Genomic DNA, 17,171 nt, shown 5'->3' on the forward strand with positions numbered 1-17,171 from the left:
CTGAATGGGGCGCCGTTCGCGGCGCCCCGGCTTTCACGAATTACTTGAACTCAACCGGGAAACCGATCGCCGGCTCCGGCAGATCAACGCCGAACCACTGCTTGAACGAGGCCTTGTAGGTGGGGAATTCCACACCGGTCATGGCTTCATGCAGCGCGGTGTTGACGAAGTTCAGCCAATCCTGGTCGCCACGCTTGACGGCGCACGCGTAGGTCTGCGGGCTCCAGGCGTAGGCCGGGCTGCGGTAGCGGCCGGGGTTCTGCACCATCAGGTATTTGACCGAGGACTGGTCGGTGGCGGCGGCGTCGGCGCGGCCGGAGTTCACGGCCTGGTACATCAGGTCGACGCTGTCGTACTGGTCGACCTTGGCCTTGGGCAGGGCCTGATGCACCAGCTCTTCGGCGTACACGTTTTGCAGCACCGCCACGGTCACGCCATCGCCGCCTGCCTGCAGGTCTTCAATCTCTTTGTACTTGCTGTTGTTCGGCAGCAGCAGGCCCACACCTTCGCGGTAGTACGGCAGGGTAAACGCGACTTGCTGCGCGCGGCTGGCAGTGACGGTAATGAACTGGCAACTCATGTCGACCTTGTCGGTCAGCAGGTTGGGAATGCGTGCGTCGGACGACTGCACCACAAACTCGACCTTGCTCGGGTCGTTGAATAAACCCTTGGCCACAATGCGGCCGATGTCGATATCAAACCCCTGCAACTTGCCATCCGCTCCCTGGAAGTGCCACGGCGCATTGGTACTGCCTGTACCCACGATCAGGTGCCCACGCTTGAGCACGTTATCGAGCTTGCTGTCCGCCGCTTGCACGAGGCTGGCGAGGGAAGCCGATGCGGCGAAGAGAAAAACACACGCTTTAAACACGGAAGGTCGGTGATGCATGACAAGCACTCCAGGAGTTGTGTATTCCGCTATACCGGAACTTAGTATGTAACAACGGAATAGACAGCAGAAAGTGTGCCACACGCGCTAACAGAAAAATATGCTTGGAATAAATTCGTTAGGAATCAGTTGGATGAATGTTTTCGGCGATGAGGCGTTGCGCCATCACTTGGAATGAGCGTGCTACCCAAGGCCCCACACAGCGGTGATCGGCCCCACTTGAGTGCGCCATAACAGTGTTACCGCGCACCCGTGCAGTTCACGCCCAACCTGGAAAAATCCCTGCCCTGGGCTAGCCTTGGCACATTCATGCCGATAAGGACCCCGCCCTGATGAAGCTACGTCTCAGCCTGTTTTTGCTGGCCTTCCTGGTGGCCGCCGGCGCCTCTGCCAGCAACGATCGTCGTGACTGCAAGGAAGAACTGCGCAAGCTCAACGAAGCCTTGAGCACCCACTACACGAGCCAGAATCACCACGGCTATCGCGAAGCGAAGGCCTCCAGGGACAACTTGGAATACAAGAAATGTGCGAGCCAGGCACGCAAGGCGCGGGAACGCGTGGAACGTGAGGGGGACCTGTAAAGGTTGACAGTAGACGGTAGTGACCTTCCGGCTTAGCGTTGGCCAAACACCGCCGCCGATAGGGAGATCACCATGGGAAGCGCCAAAGACGTCATCACCAGCATCGAGGACTACCAGTCGGTGCTGGCATCGAATCGGATCGTTTTCTTACTGTTTGTTATGCCGGACTGCGCGCCGTGCGCAAAGGCCGTGAAGCTTTTCGAGCCCATCGCCGACACCTATGACTCCACTATAAAAAGCATGGTGCTCGAGACAGCCAAGACCCCCAAGCTGCCACTGGAAATCAACAGCACGCCCACACTGGTCACGCACGTGGAGGGCAAAGTCATGGAAGTCTTCAAGGGGTTCGACTCCTGGGAAACCCAGGAGCAAACACTCACAGAAATCTTCAGACGTTATGCCCGGCAGCGGGCTCCAGGCGAACCTGCGTGACCCGCCGCTCCTCCACCGCCGCGACAGTCAGGCGCCAGCCCTCATGCACAAGGCTGTCGCCCACCACCGGCAAGCGGTCCAGCAGGCTGATCACCAAGCCTGCCAGGGTCTGATAATCCTCAGTTGCAACCGCGTTGAAGCCTGTGCGCTGGCGCACGTGGTTAAGGTTCAACGCGCCATTGGCGCGGAAACCCGCTCCCTCTTCGACGATATCCGGCCCCTCGATCTCGCTGGCATCCGGCAACTCACCGGCGATGGACTCGAGAATGTCGGTCATGCTCAACACCCCCATGAAGTCACCGAATTCGTTGATCACGAACGCAATGTGCGTGGACTCCTGACGCATCTGCTCCAAGGCGTTAAGGATCGAAAAACTCTCCAGCAGGTTGATCGCGCGGCGTGCCAAGTGCTCCAGGTTGGGCTCGTTGCCGGCCAGGTACTCCTTGAGCAACTCCTTCTTGTGCACAAAGCCTAAGGGCTCATCGACGGCACCGTTGCGGATCAAAGGCAGGCGCGAATAGGACGAATGCATCAGTTTCAAGCGGATAGTGTCGGGATCGTCCGCCAGATCGATACAGTCGACCTTGGCCCGCGGCGTCATCAGCGTGCGAATCGGCCGTTCGGCCAGTTGCAGCACGCCACTGATCATCACGCGTTCACGTCGGTCGAACAGCGGACCTTGTGCAGCATCCGACTCGCCAAGCAAATCGGCCACGTCTTCGCCCACCTCTTCCACTGCCAGGCTGCGGCCGCCGAGCAAACGCATCACCGCGTGAGCAGTGCGCTCACGCACCGGCAACACACCTTGCGCCGATTTTTTGCGGCGGGCGCGGGCAATCTGGTTGAACACTTCGATCAGGATCGAGAAACCAATGGCCGCGTACAAGTAGCCCTTGGGAATATGGAAGCCCAGGCCTTCGGCGGTCAGCGCGAAACCGATCATCATCAGGAAGCCCAGGCACAGCATGATCACGGTCGGGTGTGCATTGACGAAGCGGGTCAACGGCTTGCTCGCCACGATCATCAGGCCGATGGACACGATCACCGCGATCATCATCACCGCCAGCTCGTCCACCATGCCCACGGCGGTAATCACCGCATCCAGGGAGAACACCGCGTCGAGCACCACGATCTGCGCCACGATTGGCCAGAACATCGCGTAGGCCACGTTGCCGGTTCGCTGTGCGACATGGCCCTCCAGGCGCTCGTGCAATTCCATGGTGGCCTTGAACAGCAGGAACACACCACCAAACAGCATGATCAGGTCACGGCCGGAAAAGCTTTTGTCGAACACCTCGAACAGTGGCTGGGTAAGGGTCACCAACCAGGAAATACTCGCCAACAGGCCCAGGCGCATCAGCAGTGCCAGGGACAAACCGATCAAGCGCGCACGATCACGCTGCTCCGGCGGCAACTTGTCCGCCAGGATCGCAATAAACACCAGGTTGTCGATGCCCAGAACCAGTTCCAGCACAATCAAGGTCAACAGGCCGAGCCAGGCCGTTGGATCCGCTAACCATTCCATTTATAGAGTCTCTTCAATCGAATTCAGAATGCCAGACACGGCAACGCACGGTCAGGGGACCGGGACAAGACTAGCAGTCGGAATACGGGGTGCTTCAGCGGGAACAGCGGCAGCGGTTGTCTTGAGGAAAGACGACTGGGAGGCTCCGAGAGGGTGTTCATGCAAATCCTGCGATGACAAAAGGACCTGAATCGTACAGGCGAAAGCGAAATCTCCTACAACGCAAAACTATTACAAAATCTGTAAACCCCGACAAAACCAAACGATCATATGATCAATGTATGAAATTAATATCATGGCAAAAAATCACTAATAACGGGCTAATGATCGGAATAGAATCCTGAGCCTCCCTATAAAAGCTATTTTATTGTTTTATGCGAAAGGGTTTGACTGATCATATTTTCATTTGATAAACATATGATCACAACAAGGCAATGAATGAACAACTGACTACAACAATAATTGGGGTTCTCATCATGAAACTTGGTACGACCTTCGCCGCCGCTGCGGCCCTCTCCCTCCTCGCCAGCAGCATCGCCCTGGCTGCCGACGGCAAGACCTACAAGGTCGGCGCCGCGGTCTACGGCCTCAAGGGTCAATTCATGCAGAACTGGGTGCGCGAGCTCAAGGAACATCCCGCCGTCAAAGACGGTACCGTGCAACTGACCGTATTCGACGGCAACTACGACGCACTGACCCAGAACAACCAGATCGAAAACATGGTGACCCAGCACTACGACGCCATCCTGTTCGTGCCCATCGACACCAAGGCCGGTGTGGGCACAGTGAAGCAAGCCATGAGCAACGACGTGGTAGTCATCGCCTCCAATACGAAAGTAGCCGATGCCTCCGTACCCTATGTGGGCAACGACGACGTGGAAGGCGGCCGCCTGCAGGCCCAAGCCATGGTCGACAAGCTCAACGGCAAAGGCAACGTGGTGATTATCCAGGGCCCGATCGGCCAGTCGGCGCAGATCGATCGGGAAAAAGGCGAACTGGAAGTACTGGGCAAGCACCCGGACATCAAGATCATCGAGAAAAAGACCGCCAACTGGGACCGCGCCCAGGCCATGACACTCACTGAAGACTGGCTGAACGCTCACCCCAAAGGCATCAACGGCGTGATCGCGCAAAACGATGACATGGCCCTAGGCGCCATACAGGCACTGAAATCCCACGGCCTGACCGCCAAGGACGTACCGGTCACCTCCATCGACGGCATGCCGGATGCGATCCAAGCGGCGAAAAAAGACGAAGTCACCACCTTCCTGCAAGACGCCCAAGCCCAATCCCAAGGCGCGCTGGATGTAGCCCTGCGCGCACTCGCCAGCAAGGACTACAAACCGCAATCGGTGATCTGGGAGCGCTACGCCAAAGACGTGAAATGGGCCGATGGCACCGCGAAGAACTACATCCTGCCCTGGGTGCCCGTGACCAACGCCAACGCCGACGCGCTGTACAAGCAAGTCAGCGGCGCCAAATAAAACGTTGCCGGTTGATCGCTCCTGTGTGCGCACAGGAGCGATGAGCTCACCTTTGCCCCGAGGCCCGCCATGTCCACCGTTACCGAACGTTCGCAAGCACAACTATTCCCGGTCATCCCGAAAACCATGCAGGCAGTGGTCTGCTATGGCCCGGAAGATTATCGACTGGAAACCGTCGATGTACCTGTGCCCGGCCCCGACGAAATCCTCACCAAGGTCGAGCTGTGCGGCATCTGCATGGGCGATATCAAGACCTATCGCGGCGCGCCTTCGTTCTGGGGCGATGCCGAGCAACCGCGCTATGTGAAACCGCCGATGATCCCCGGCCATGAATTCGTGTGCCGCGTGGTCGCCCTGGGCCCCGACGCGGAAAAACGCGGCGTGAAGGTCGGTGACCGGGTCATTTCCGAGCAGATCGTACCGTGCTGGGGTTGCCGCTTCTGCAATCACGGCCAGTACTGGATGTGCCAGAAACACGACCTGTATGGCTTCCAGAACAATGTGCAGGGCGCCATGGCCCAGTACATGATTTTCACCAAGGAAGGCATCATCCACAAAGTCCCGGACGCCATTGCTCCGGACGAAGCCATCCTGATCGAACCCCTCGCCTGCTCGCTGCATGCTGCAGAGCGCGCCAATGTCGACTTCGATGACGTGGTGGTAGTTGCTGGCGCTGGCACGCTGGGGCTGGGCATCATCGGCGCAGTGCGCATGCGTAACCCGAAAAAACTCATCGTGCTGGACATGAAACCCGAACGCACCGCACTCGCCCTGCGCATGGGTGCAGACGAAGTGTGGAACCCGGCCGAAGTCGACGTGGTGGCGAAGATCCGTGAAATCACCGACGGCTACGGCTGCGACATCTACATCGAAGCCACCGGCCATCACAAAGCGGTCAACCAGGGCCTGGCGATGCTGCGCAAGCTGGGGCGTTTCGTTGAGTTCAGCGTGTTCAATGACGAGGCTACAGTGGATTGGTCGATCATCGGCGACCGCAAGGAGCTGGACGTGCTCGGCTCGCACCTGGGGCCCTACATGTACCCACGCGCCATCGACTTTATCGGCAACCGCAAGATCGACATGCGCGACGTGGTCACCCACAAGTTCGCCCTGGCAGACTTCAAGGAAGCGTTTGCGGTGATGGAGCGCGGCGACAAGTCCTTAAAGGTGGTACTCGAGCCTTAACCATCAACGCCAAACCAATGTGGGGCATTGGTATGTAGTGAGCGGGCTTGTCCCGCGCTGGGTGGCGAAGCCGCCCCAACTCAGGCACCGAGTTTTTTCAGCTAGAACTGAAGTGCCTGGGTTTGGGGCGGCTTCGCCACCCAGCGCGGGACAAGCCCGCTCACTACAATGCCCGCATGGGATTACCAACATTCAACGTCGGGTTACCAAAACCGCTGCTGGGTCAACCGGCTCCACCAAGTCAACAGCACCCGGTCCACCGAGCCACTCGCCGCCAAGCCAACCCGCTCCTGCAAGCTCTTACGCTCGGCATAGTGCAGGTGGAACACCTCGGCGGTCTTGGCCTTGGTGGCCAGGTATTCGTCGCTGGTTTGCAGCTCATCGACCAATTGCTTGTCGAGCGCCGCAACACCCAGCCACACTTCTCCGGTCGCGACATCATCGATTGCCAGCTGCGGGCGATAACGCGAGACGAAATTCTTGAACAACTGGTGAGTGATGTCCAAGTCTTCCTGGAACTTCTCGCGGCCCTTCTCGGTGTTTTCGCCAAACACGGTGAGGGTGCGTTTGTATTCACCCGCGGTCAGCACTTCGAAGTCGATGTCGTGTTTTTTCAGCAGGCGGTTGACGTTAGGCAACTGCGCCACCACACCAATGGAGCCGAGGATGGCAAACGGTGCGCTGATAATCTTCTCGCCAATGCACGCCATCATGTAACCGCCGCTGGCTGCGACCTTGTCGATGCACACGGTCAACGGCACGCCCGCCTGACGGATACGCGCCAGTTGCGAAGACGCCAAGCCGTAGCTGTGGACCATGCCGCCGCCGCTTTCCAGACGCAGTACCACTTCGTCCTTTGGCGTGGCCAGGCTCAGCAGTGCGGTGATTTCATGGCGCAGGCTCTCAGTGGCCGAAGCCTTGATATCGCCGTCGAAATCCAACACAAACACCCGTGGCTTGGCCTCAGCTTTCTGTTTGCCTTTCTTCTTTTCAGCCTTGCCTTCGGATTTTCGCAACGCCTTGAGCTGGTCTTTGTCGAGCAGGCTCGACTCCAGGCGCTCACGCAGGCCCTTGTAGAAATCATTGAGCTTGCTGACCTGCAACTGGCCGGCGGATTTGCGACGACCTTTGCTGCGCAACGCCGCGAAGCTGATCAATACCACCAGAATAGCGACCACCAGGGTGACGGTCTTCGCCAGAAAGCTCGCGTATTCGGCCAGAAAATCCATAGTTCTCCTTACAAGTGCAGTGCGCCAGGCGCGGATGACCCCAGCATACCGACGGGGCTTGCTGTGAGCCAGTGCTCAAACCGCCACCAGGCGCCCTCCAACGCACTTTTAAAACAAGCGTATGTTTTTTCATTGACAGCTTGAAGGCATCCTCATAACCTCGCCAGACTTTCAACGTACCGGGAAAACGGACGTGGGCAGCATCTATTTGATTCGACATGGCCAGGCCTCCTTCGGTGCAGACGACTATGACGTCTTGTCGCCCATCGGCGTGGAGCAGGCACAAGTGCTCGGTCGCCACCTGGCGGACGTGGGCCTGGTCTTCGATCGCTGCGTGGCCGGCGACCTGCGCCGCCAGCAACACACCGCCACCGCCGCCTTCGAACAATACAGCGCCCTGGGCCTGCCGGTACCGGTGTTGGAAGTCGACAGCGCTTTCAACGAATTCGATGCCGAGGCGATCATCCGCGCCCTGCTCCCCGACCTGCTCACCACCGAACCCGAAGCCCTGGAGATCCTGCGTAACGCCGCGCAGCACCGCAGCGAATTCCAGCGCATCTTCGCCTTGATCATTGAACGCTGGCTGGCCGGCACCTATGACCCGCCAGGGCTGGAAAGCTGGTTGGGTTTCGTCAAGCGTGTCCAAGGCGGCCTGCAACGTATTCTTGAAGCGGCGGAAAACACGCAGAAGATCGCGGTGTTCACCTCCGGCGGCACCATCACCGCCCTGCTCCACCTGATTACCCGAATGCCCGCCGCCCAGGCGTTCGAACTGAACTGGCAAATTGTTAACACCTCGCTCAACCAGCTGAAATTCCGCGGTCGCGAGGTGGCACTGGCTTCCTTCAACAGCCATACCCACTTGCAACTGTTGAAGGCGCCGCAGCTCATCACCTTCCGATGAACTGCGGCCAACCGTGACCCCAAGGTCACTGGACTCCACCCTAAAGGATCGAAACCATGACTGACGTAGCCAAAGCTGTAGAAGCAATGAAAGCCAAGTTCAACCCAGCCGCCGCTGACGGCCTGGACCTGGTGTTCGGTTTCCGTATCGACGACACCAAGAACTTTTCCCTGGTCGTCAAAGACAAGACCTGCGAGCTGCAGGAAGGCGAAAACCCAGACGCCCAAGTGACCCTGGTCATGGACAGCGAAACCCTGGAAGGCATCGTCGACGGCTCTACTGACGGCATGCAAGCCTTCATGGGCGGCAAGCTGCGCACCGAAGGCGACATGATGCTGGCGATGAAGCTGAGCGAGCTGTTCCCTTCCTGATTCACGGGTAACCCTGGATCCCTGTGGGAGCGGGCTTGCTCGCGAATGCGGTAGGTCAGTCAACGAATATGTGACTGACCTACCGCATTCGCGAGCAAGCCCGCTCCCACATTTTATTCTGCGGTCTGACTCAGGTTTTTGGCTGTAGCAGCAACGCCACCAACGCACTCCACCCGGTCTGGTGCGAGGCGCCCAGCCCTCTCCCGGTCTCACCATGAAAGTATTCGTGGAACAGCACCAAATCGCGACTCTCCGGGTCCGCCTTCAACTGCGCATACCCCGCCATCGACGGCCGCAGGCCATTTTCATCCCTTAGAAACAACCGGGTCAGCCGCTGACTGAGGCTGTCAGCCACGTCCTCCAGCGACGACAGATAACCACTGCCCGTCGGGTACTCCACCGAGAAGTTATCCGCGTAGTAACGGTGAAACTCGCGCAGCGACTCAATCAACATATAGTTCACCGGCATCCACAACGGCCCGCGCCAGTTGGAGTTACCGCCGTACAAACGCGAGTCGGATTCGCCTGGCTGATAGCAGGCACTCAGCGTGGTGCCATTCATCTTCAACGCCATGGGTTGCTCGGCGAAAGCCTTGGACAAGGAGCGCACGCCAAAGGGCGCCAGGAATTCGCTGTCATCGAGCATGCGCCGCAGCAGGTCTTTGGTGCGCTCACCGCGCAGTAGCGCCAGCAGCAGGCGATTGCCTTGTCCCGGCTCATTCCAGCGCGAGACCAGCTTTGCCAGGTCCGGGCGGTGATGCATGAAACCCAAGAGCCGCTCGCGCAGCCCTTCCAAACCTTCATGCTCGCGCTGTTCCAGTACCAGCACGGCAAACAGCGGCATCAGGCCAACGATTGAGCGCAGGCGCACCGGCTCGTTCTGGCCGTCGGGGCGGTGCAGCACATCGTAGAAGAACAGGTCCTGCTCATCCCACAGGCCTTCGGCGCTGTCGTCGACGCGGTTGATGGCGCCGGCGATGTACAGGAAGTGCTCGAAAAACTTCACCGCGATGTCGACGTAGACGACGTTGCGCTTGGCCAGCTCCAGGCCGATGCGCATCAAGTCCAGGGCATAGGCCGCGACCCACGCCGTGCCGTCGGCCTGATCCAGCTGGTAACCCGGCGGCAACGCGGCCGAGCGGTCGAACAAGGCGATATTGTCCAAGCCCAGGAAACCGCCCTGGAACAGGTTGCGGCCCTCGGCATCCTTGCGGTTCACCCACCAGGAAAAATTCAACAGCAACTTATGGAAAATCCTCTCAAGGAAATCCATATCGCCTACACCGTTCAGCGCTTTGTCTTGCTGATAAACCCGCCAACTGGCCCAGGCATGTACCGGCGGGTTGGCGTCGTCAAAGCGCCATTCATAGGCCGGCAACTGGCCGTTGGGGTGCATGAAACGGTCTTTCACCAGCAGCAACAGCTGTTGCTTGGCGTACCCCGGATCGATCAGCGCCATGGCCACCGCCTGGAAGCCCTGGTCCCACGAGGCATACCACGGGTATTCCCAGGTGTCCGGCATGGAGAGAATGTCAAAATTCGACAGGTGTCGCCAATGGGTGTTGCGGATATACAAGCGCTCGGGCGGTGGCGCGGGTTGCGCCGGGTCGCCGTCGAGCCATTGGTTTACGTCGAAATAGTACAGCTGCTTGGACCACAGCAGCCCGGCCAACGCCTGGCGCTGCACATTGCGCGCATCGTCGCTGGCCATGCCATGTTGCAAGGCGGCGTAGAACTCGTCGGCCTCCTGACGGCGTTGTTCGAACAGCTTACGCGCGTTGACCTGCGGCGCGTCGACGGGCGCAAAACGCAGATAGAGCGTTTTGCTTTCAAGGCCCGCCAATTCGAGGACAAAACGCGCCGCGACCTTGGTGCCGCTGTCACGGCGAATCGCCGCTTGCACACCCTCAACCACGTAATCGTTGACCCCATCCTTGAACGGCCCTGGCGCCGGCTGTCCATTTAGCCTGGGATAGTTGCTTTCGTTCTCGCAGAACAGCCACTCCACCCCATCCTTGCCCCAGGCACTGAGATGACGATCAGGCAGTTCATGATGGCGCGCCAGCACCGACTCTCCGTCCCTCTTCAACAGCGGCTTGGGCGCATCAAAGGTCCAGCTCCAGTCATTGCGCGCCCACAGTTGGGGCAGCACCTGCAAACGGGTCGGCTGGTCCGAACGGTTTTTCACGGTGACGCGCATGAAGAGGTCGTCGGGCTGGTGCTTGGCATATTCGACGCTGACGTCGCAGTAACGGTTGTCGGCGAACACCCCTGTGTCGAGGATTTCGTACTCGGCATCCTGCAGGCCACGGCGGGCGTTTTCGCTGATCAGGTCGTCGTAGGGAAAGGCTGCATGGGGGTATTTGTAGAGCATGCGCATGTAGGCATGGCTCGGCACGCCATCGACGAAAAAGTACAGTTCCTTGACGTCTTCACCGTGGTTGCCTTCGGCGTTGTTGAGGCCGAACAGGCGCTCCTTGATGATCGCGTCACGCTCGTTCCACAGGGCCAGGCCCAGGCACCAGCGTTGCGCCTTGTCGCTGAAACCGGCCAGGCCATCTTCGCCCCAGCGGTAGGCACGGCTGCGGGCATGTTCATGGGGGAAGTAAGTCCAGGCGTCGCCGTCGGCGCTGTAGTCTTCGCGCACCGTGCCCCATTGGCGTTCGCTTAAGTAAGGGCCCCACTCGCGCCAACGCTCGGCATCCGGCGTCGCCAGGCGTTGACCTTCAGTTGTATCAAGCATTCGGGTGTCGGGTGTGGCCGCCATTGGGTCCTCCATCGCCTACCAGGTGAGAGGCAGTGTAGAGCCCAATGACGCCCGGGTGCACATGAAGACTTAGAAGATGGCGTACGTGTAATTGAAGATCAGGCGGGTTTGATCCTGATCGGCGGTGCCGGTGTTTTTGCCGTGATAGGTGCCGGTACGGAAGGTGGTACCGAAGCCTTTCAGCGGACCTGCCTGCACGACGTAGTCCAGGCGGAAGTCGGCTTCGTTTTCTTTCTGGTCAGGACCGCCGGCGACTTTCGACTTGATATCCGTACCGTCCAGGTAAGCCACGGACGCTTTCAGGCCAGGTACGTAGGCCTTGAAGTCATACGAGTACTGGCCAAAGTTGACCTGCTCGCCCGCGCGGGAGAATTGGCCGACCACGGCGTCGGTGAACAGGTAGAAGTCGCTGCCACCGGCGCCTTGCGCATGCGGGTCGGCCAGGCTGCCCTGGTTGACCCACACAAAGCCGCCGTCGTCACCCACACCAATGTGGCCGAGCATCAAGCTGCTGCCGCCCAATTGGTAGGTGAAGGCCGCGCTGTAGGTTTTGTTGTCCACTTCGTTGGCATGCTTGGCAAAGCCGCCGTTGTTGTTGAACTGGTAGCCGCTCTCGCCGTTCTTGCCGTCGCTGCTGCTGTCGAAGTAACGCAGGTCGGTCTTGAACGACTGGTCATTACCCAGTGGCAATACGTGAACCAGGCCGACGTAGTTCTGTTTGTAGAAGTCTTGCAGTTGGGCGTAGTAGTACTGCAACGTCAGGTTTTTCGCGATGGCGTTGTCGGAAGAACCAAACGGCTTGTAGTCCACACCGCCAAACTTGAAGCTGTCACTGTCGCGGGTACCGCCGGCAACGCTCAGGCCGGTGGAGTTGCTGGAGGCACGGCCCTCGGCGCGGTTCAGCTCACCGCCGGTGAAGGTGACATTGGGAATGTCGTTGGAGGTGAGGACCCCGCCGTCAAAGGTTTGCGGTGCCACACGGCTGTCGTTGGAGACCAGGATCGGCAAGACCGGCGCCAAGCCACCGCCGACGTGCAATTCGGTCTGGGAAATGCGGAACTTTACATTGCCTGCCGCGCGACCAAAGGAATCGGCCGGTTCGGTACCATTATTCTTGGTTGGGAAGAAACTGTTGCCGTTCCCCGCCAAGCCTGGGCCCGCGGTGTGACCATCGCCACCGTCCAGGCGCAAGGCGCCGAAGGCCATGACGTCGAAGCCGACGCCAAGGGTGCCTTGGGTGTAGCCGGATTTGTAGTCAAAACGCAGCGCGGTTGCCGCTTCGCGCAGATCGTTGTTGGTGCCCGAGCGGTTATCCGCGCTGTAATACATGGTCCGCGAACTAATCGCCGCATGACTGTCTTCAAGGAAACCGCTGTGACCGTTACCCGTGCCCAGAGCGCCGAGCCCGAAATCATCAGCGTAAGCCTGTTGTGCAAGAACGGCGGCGGTGATCGACAACGCCAGTGTAGAAATTTTCATTAATGACGGCCCCTAAACATATTTTTATGTGCGTGATGTGCATGACGGCGTTTTCATCCTTGCAAACGTGGCGATTCTTTCATGCCGACCGGGGCGCACTCCGTGAAGAATTAGTTAGGAAAACCGCCGGAAAATGAAATTTTGCACCGGCTGTTTTTTGTCATATTCAGGTCATCTCATTCATTTGCAGAATGAAGTCCTGAGGATTCTTCGTTTGCAAGCAAGCCTTGCGCTCAACAAACTCCGGGCAACGGCCACCCCCATCGCCATGCCATCAGGAATTTTTCTATGCCCACCACCGCACATGTCAGCCCAGACGAGATCCGCAAGGGCTTTTCCAAGGCCATGTCCGACATGTACCGAGATGAAGTTCCCCTGTATGGCGCGTTGATGGAGCTGGTGGCCGAGACCAACACCCGTGTGCTCGACGCCGAACCGAGCTTGGCGCAGCAGTTGCAACGCACCGGCGAAATCCAGCGACTGGACATGGAGCGCCACGGAGCGATCCGCCTAGGCACGCCTGCAGAACTGGCGACCATCAGCCGCTTGTTTGCGGTGATGGGCATGCAGCCAGTGGGCTATTACGACCTGACCCCGGCTGGCGTGCCCGTGCACTCCACCGCCTTTCGCGCGGTGCATGAACAGGCGCTGCAGACCAGCCCGTTTCGCGTATTTACCTCATTGCTGCGCCTGGAACTGATCGAGAATGCCGACCTGCGCACCTTCGCCGAGACCGCCCTGGCCAAACGTTCGATCTTCACCCCTGGCGCCCTGGCGCTGATTGAACAGTCGGAAAAGGACGGCGGCCTCAACCCCGTGGATGCGGATGAATTCATCCGCCAGGCGTTGGAAACCTTCCGCTGGCACCACACCGCTACCGTCACCGCTGCGCAGTATCAGCAATTGAGCGACCAGCACCGTCTGATCGCCGACGTTGTCGCTTTCAAAGGCCCGCATATCAACCACCTGACCCCGCGCACGCTGGACATCGACCAGGTCCAGGCCGCCATGCCCGGCAAAGGCATCACCCCCAAGGCCGTGATCGAAGGCCCACCGCGCCGTCATTGCCCGATCCTGCTGCGCCAGACCAGCTTCAAGGCGCTCGACGAACCCATTGCCTTCACCGACGCCAAAGGCAGCCACAGCGCGCGCTTCGGCGAAATCGAGCAGCGCGGTGTGGCGCTCACGCCCAAAGGCCGTGCGCTGTACGACCACCTGCTGAACGCCGCGCGCGACGCACTGGGCGCCTTCCCGAATGAGGGCAACGCCGCGCGTTACATGCAATTGATGGAGCAGCACTTCCAGGCCTTCCCGGATAACTACGGGCAAATGCGTGAGCAGGGCCTGGCGTATTTCCGCTATTTCGCCACCGAGCAAGGCCTGGCGGCGCGCGGCACAGCGGATCAACCGCGCACCCTGGAAGCACTGATCGCGGCAGGCCACATTAATGTGGAGCCGTTGGTGTATGAGGATTTTCTGCCGGTGAGCGCGGCGGGGATTTTCCAGTCGAACCTGGGGGATGCAGGGCAGAGCCACTACGCGGCGAACTCGAACCAGGCCGAGTTTGAAAGGGCGCTGGGGCGCCGGACGGTTGATGAATTGACGCTATATGGCGAGACTCAGCAGCGCTCTATCGATGAATGCACCCTGGCGCTGCTGGCATGAAATAAAGTACCCACCCGGCTCACCGGCGCAATCCTTACGCCGCAACAGTCCCCAGAGTCGGGTAGGCGGTGGGCATCATAGGCAGTGAAGAGAAGCCTGTCCTTCAGACAATTCTGAACAAATGTGTGCGCCCCCTGTAGGAACGCGGACTATCCCCTACCCCAACTTCGCCACAATGTCGTCTTTGATCAACAACCGTTTCTTCTTCAGCTTCTCCACCTCTTCATCGCCGGCGCTTGCTGATTCTGCCTTCAGCACCTCCTTGTCAGCGTCGTCGTATTGAGTGAGCAGCGAGTCCAGGCGTTTGTCATTTGCCCTGCGTTCGTGAACGACTTCCTTGCTCAACCCCAAGTCCTGATACAGGTCGTGTTTCACTGGCATGGCGTACCTCCGCAAGTTGATCAATGGCTTACGCCCTAGAAGCTAGACCATTGCGAGGGGTCTTGTCATGTTCGGGGTCAATACATCCCCGTTCGTCGCGGCATCGGCGATGCGATCAAACCTTCGTGGCGCCCCGCCCTCCACTGTAGATAGACACTCGAGGGAGACCGGATTCATGAATCACGCTGCCACCGCTGTCGACACGCAATGCATCAACACGATCCGCACCCTGGCGATGGACGCCGTGCAAAAGGCCAATTCCGGCCATCCGGGCACGCCCATGGGCCTGGCGCCAGTGGGCTACACGCTGTGGAGCCGCTTCCTGCGTTACCACCCGGAACATCCCGACTGGCCCAACCGTGACCGCTTTGTGCTGTCAGTGGGGCATGCGTCGATGCTGCTGTATTCGCTGCTGCACTTGGCCGGCGTGGTCGAGATTGATGAACATGGCAAGCGTTCCGGCCAGCCGGCGATCAGCCTGGACGATATCAAGCAGTTCCGGCAAGCCGGTTCAAAAACCCCAGGCCACCCTGAGTACCGCATGACCACCGGGGTCGAGACCACCACCGGCCCACTCGGCCAAGGCTGCGCCAACAGCGTGGGCATGGCCATGGCCGAGCGTTGGCTGGCCAAGCGGTTCAACCGCGAAGAAAAAGCCTTGTTCGACTACAACGTCTACACCCTGTGTGGTGACGGCGACATGATGGAAGGCATCAGCAGCGAAGCCGCGTCGATGGCCGGGCATTTGAAGCTGGACAAGCTGTGCTGGATCTACGACAACAACACCATCAGCATCGAGGGTCACACGGAGCTGGCGTTCAGCGAAGACGTGATCAAGCGCTTCCAGGCGTATGGCTGGCACACGTTGCACGTGACCGATGCCAACGACTTGCAAGCCCTGAGCAATGCGTTGGAAGCCTTCCATTGCAACCGCGGCGCGCCGACCCTGATTGTGGTCGACAGCGTGATCGGTTATGGCTCGCCGCACAAACACAACACCGCCGCCGCCCACGGTGAGCCCTTGGGCGAGGATGAGATTCGCTTGACCAAGGCCGCGTATGGCTGGCCGGAAGACGCCAGCTTTCTGGTGCCCGATGATGTCCGCACGCACTTGCGTGATGCCTTGCTTGACCGCAGCGAGTCGCTGTATGAAAAGTGGGCCGAGCACCTGTTGCAACTTGAGCAGTACGAGCCGGAATTGGCCGATGAATTGCGCCGCATGCGTGCCGGGGAAATGCCGGAACACTGGCAGAAACACCTGCCCAGCTTCGATACCGACGCCAAGGGTGTGGCCAGCCGTGCCGCCGGTGGCGAAGTACTGAATGCGTTTGCCGAGCAAATCCCCTGGTTGCTGGGCGGCTCGGCGGACTTGTCGCCGTCGACCAAGACCAACCTGACCTTTGAGGGCGCCGGCCGTTTCAGTGCCGACGACTACAGCGGGCGCAACCTGCACTTCGGCATTCGTGAACACGCGATGGGCGCGATTGCCAATGGCATGGCGCTGTCCTATCTGCGCCCGTACACCTCGACGTTCCTGGTGTTCAGCGACTACATGAAGCCGCCGATCCGCTTGGCGGCGATCATGGAACTGCCGGTGGTGTTTGTGTTTACCCATGACTCGATTGGCGTGGGTGAAGATGGGCCGACGCACCAGCCGATCGAGCACCTCACGCAGTTACGCTCGACACCGGGGCTGTTGACCCTGCGACCCGGTGATGCGAATGAAACCCTGGAGCTGTGGAAGGTGGCCCTGGCGCAAACCCATCGACCGAGTTGCATGGTGTTGTCGCGCCAGCCATTGCCGACGTTGGACCGTACGAGGTATGCAGCGGCGTCCGGCGCGGCCAAGGGGGCTTATGTGTTGGCGGGTGGCGATGAGCCCGAAGTCCTGTTGTTGGCGACGGGCAGTGAAATCAGCCTGGCCGTGGCTGCGTATGAGCAACTGAAAAGCGAAGGGATTGCTGCGCAGGTAGTCTCCATGCCCAGCTGGGAGTTGTTTGAAGACCAGGACCAGGCCTATCGCGACAGCGTATTACCGCCGGCAGTGAAAGCTCGGGTGGTGGTCGAACAGGCGGGGCCTTTGGGCTGGGATCGGTATGTGGGGCAGACCGGGGCCAAAGTGGTGATGAACAGCTTTGGCGCGTCGGCGCCGTTGGCCAAGTTGCAGGAGCAGTTTGGGTTTACGCTGGAGAATGTGGTTAAGCAAGCCAAGGCACAAATCCAACTGACTCAACACTGATCAAAACGGTGGGAGCTGGCTTGTCGAATCGTCGAACCGC

The 17,171-nt window shown here is 59.5% G+C and carries 14 protein-coding genes; 8 read left to right on the top strand and 6 right to left on the bottom strand.

Features of this window, described 5'->3' with window-relative positions; translation table 11 throughout:
- Positions 1 to 40: 40 nt before the first annotated feature.
- The gene (locus HU722_RS16905; RefSeq protein ID WP_049712935.1) at positions 41 to 889 is read right to left on the bottom strand and encodes a transporter substrate-binding protein; all 849 of its coding nucleotides are present in this window, start codon (positions 887 to 889) and stop codon (positions 41 to 43) included.
- Positions 890 to 1,221: 332 nt separating this feature from the next.
- Here HU722_RS16905 and HU722_RS16910 point away from each other — a divergent pair, with 332 nt between their 5' ends.
- Both HU722_RS16910 and HU722_RS16915 read left to right on the top strand, forming a co-directional pair.
- Positions 1,222 to 1,470 (top strand): hypothetical protein, encoded by a 249-nt coding sequence (locus tag HU722_RS16910; protein ID WP_065872033.1) that lies wholly within the window; start codon positions 1,222 to 1,224, stop codon positions 1,468 to 1,470.
- A 72-nt stretch (positions 1,471 to 1,542) separates the two neighbouring features.
- Positions 1,543 to 1,902, top strand: coding sequence for a thioredoxin domain-containing protein (locus HU722_RS16915; protein ID WP_065880679.1), 360 nt, complete (start codon positions 1,543 to 1,545; stop codon positions 1,900 to 1,902).
- On the opposite strand, the gene HU722_RS16920 is transcribed toward HU722_RS16915, so the two are convergent.
- Entirely contained in the window at positions 1,859 to 3,427 is a 1,569-nt protein-coding gene (locus tag HU722_RS16920; RefSeq protein ID WP_065872035.1) for a TerC family protein, read from the bottom strand. The two genes, HU722_RS16915 and HU722_RS16920, sit on opposite strands and share 44 nt — an antisense overlap.
- Before the next feature lie 476 nt (positions 3,428 to 3,903).
- Between HU722_RS16920 and HU722_RS16925 the strand changes: the two genes are divergently transcribed.
- Positions 3,904 to 4,911 carry a substrate-binding domain-containing protein gene (locus HU722_RS16925; RefSeq protein ID WP_065890849.1) on the top strand — a complete coding sequence of 336 codons (1,008 nt, stop codon included), beginning with the start codon at positions 3,904 to 3,906 and terminating at the stop codon, positions 4,909 to 4,911.
- A 69-nt stretch (positions 4,912 to 4,980) separates the two neighbouring features.
- A complete protein-coding gene (locus HU722_RS16930; RefSeq protein WP_065880677.1) occupies positions 4,981 to 6,096 on the top strand; it encodes an MDR/zinc-dependent alcohol dehydrogenase-like family protein in 1,116 nt (371 codons plus the stop codon).
- A 203-nt stretch (positions 6,097 to 6,299) separates the two neighbouring features.
- Here the strand turns inward: HU722_RS16930 and sohB are convergent, their stop codons facing one another.
- A complete protein-coding gene (sohB, locus tag HU722_RS16935; RefSeq protein ID WP_049712929.1) occupies positions 6,300 to 7,325 on the bottom strand; it encodes a protease SohB in 1,026 nt (341 codons plus the stop codon).
- 193 nt (positions 7,326 to 7,518) lie between these two features.
- Here sohB and HU722_RS16940 point away from each other — a divergent pair, with 193 nt between their 5' ends.
- Complete coding sequence (locus tag HU722_RS16940) at positions 7,519 to 8,229, top strand: histidine phosphatase family protein (RefSeq protein ID WP_065880675.1); 711 nt, start codon at positions 7,519 to 7,521, stop codon at positions 8,227 to 8,229.
- 56 nt (positions 8,230 to 8,285) lie between these two features.
- Positions 8,286 to 8,600, top strand: a complete 315-nt coding sequence (locus HU722_RS16945) for an SCP2 sterol-binding domain-containing protein (RefSeq protein ID WP_065880674.1) — start codon at positions 8,286 to 8,288, stop codon at positions 8,598 to 8,600.
- 130 nt (positions 8,601 to 8,730) lie between these two features.
- Here the strand turns inward: HU722_RS16945 and HU722_RS16950 are convergent, their stop codons facing one another.
- Both HU722_RS16950 and HU722_RS16955 read right to left on the bottom strand, forming a co-directional pair.
- Positions 8,731 to 11,367: an MGH1-like glycoside hydrolase domain-containing protein gene (locus HU722_RS16950; protein WP_186755390.1), complete on the bottom strand. Its 2,637-nt coding sequence runs from the start codon at positions 11,365 to 11,367 to the stop codon at positions 8,731 to 8,733.
- A gap of 69 nt (positions 11,368 to 11,436) precedes the next feature.
- On the bottom strand, positions 11,437 to 12,846 hold the full coding sequence (locus HU722_RS16955) for an OprD family outer membrane porin (protein ID WP_065890839.1): 1,410 nt from the start codon (positions 12,844 to 12,846) through the stop codon (positions 11,437 to 11,439).
- A 288-nt stretch (positions 12,847 to 13,134) separates the two neighbouring features.
- Between HU722_RS16955 and hglS the strand changes: the two genes are divergently transcribed.
- Positions 13,135 to 14,511 (top strand): 2-oxoadipate dioxygenase/decarboxylase HglS, encoded by a 1,377-nt coding sequence (gene hglS / locus HU722_RS16960; protein ID WP_065874692.1) that lies wholly within the window; start codon positions 13,135 to 13,137, stop codon positions 14,509 to 14,511.
- 156 nt (positions 14,512 to 14,667) lie between these two features.
- Here hglS and HU722_RS16965 read toward each other — a convergent pair whose 3' ends face one another.
- On the bottom strand, positions 14,668 to 14,892 hold the full coding sequence (locus tag HU722_RS16965; protein ID WP_065874693.1) for a DUF465 domain-containing protein: 225 nt from the start codon (positions 14,890 to 14,892) through the stop codon (positions 14,668 to 14,670).
- Between the two features lie 175 nt (positions 14,893 to 15,067).
- On the opposite strand from HU722_RS16965, the gene tkt reads away from it, so the two are divergent.
- Positions 15,068 to 17,131, top strand: a complete 2,064-nt coding sequence (gene tkt, locus HU722_RS16970) for a transketolase (protein ID WP_065874694.1) — start codon at positions 15,068 to 15,070, stop codon at positions 17,129 to 17,131.
- Positions 17,132 to 17,171 lie beyond the last annotated feature (40 nt).

The sequence above is a fragment of the Pseudomonas tritici genome, assembly GCF_014268275.3.
Taxonomy (GTDB): domain Bacteria; phylum Pseudomonadota; class Gammaproteobacteria; order Pseudomonadales; family Pseudomonadaceae; genus Aquipseudomonas; species Aquipseudomonas tritici.

Bases quoted from the DNA above. Each gene is read 5' to 3' on its own strand.
- hglS (WP_065874692.1), top strand. From the start codon at position 13,135: ATGCCCACCACCGCACATGTCAGCCCAGACGAGATCCGCAAGGGCTTT.
- tkt (WP_065874694.1), top strand. From the start codon at position 15,068: ATGAATCACGCTGCCACCGCTGTCGACACGCAATGCATCAACACGATC.
- HU722_RS16920 (WP_065872035.1), bottom strand. From the start codon at position 3,427: ATGGAATGGTTAGCGGATCCAACGGCCTGGCTCGGCCTGTTGACCTTG.
- HU722_RS16950 (WP_186755390.1), bottom strand. From the start codon at position 11,367: ATGGCGGCCACACCCGACACCCGAATGCTTGATACAACTGAAGGTCAA.
- sohB (WP_049712929.1), bottom strand. From the start codon at position 7,325: ATGGATTTTCTGGCCGAATACGCGAGCTTTCTGGCGAAGACCGTCACC.
- HU722_RS16925 (WP_065890849.1), top strand. From the start codon at position 3,904: ATGAAACTTGGTACGACCTTCGCCGCCGCTGCGGCCCTCTCCCTCCTC.
- HU722_RS16955 (WP_065890839.1), bottom strand. From the start codon at position 12,846: ATGAAAATTTCTACACTGGCGTTGTCGATCACCGCCGCCGTTCTTGCA.
- HU722_RS16930 (WP_065880677.1), top strand. From the start codon at position 4,981: ATGTCCACCGTTACCGAACGTTCGCAAGCACAACTATTCCCGGTCATC.
- HU722_RS16965 (WP_065874693.1), bottom strand. From the start codon at position 14,892: ATGCCAGTGAAACACGACCTGTATCAGGACTTGGGGTTGAGCAAGGAA.
- HU722_RS16905 (WP_049712935.1), bottom strand. From the start codon at position 889: ATGCATCACCGACCTTCCGTGTTTAAAGCGTGTGTTTTTCTCTTCGCC.
- HU722_RS16945 (WP_065880674.1), top strand. From the start codon at position 8,286: ATGACTGACGTAGCCAAAGCTGTAGAAGCAATGAAAGCCAAGTTCAAC.
- HU722_RS16915 (WP_065880679.1), top strand. From the start codon at position 1,543: ATGGGAAGCGCCAAAGACGTCATCACCAGCATCGAGGACTACCAGTCG.
- HU722_RS16910 (WP_065872033.1), top strand. From the start codon at position 1,222: ATGAAGCTACGTCTCAGCCTGTTTTTGCTGGCCTTCCTGGTGGCCGCC.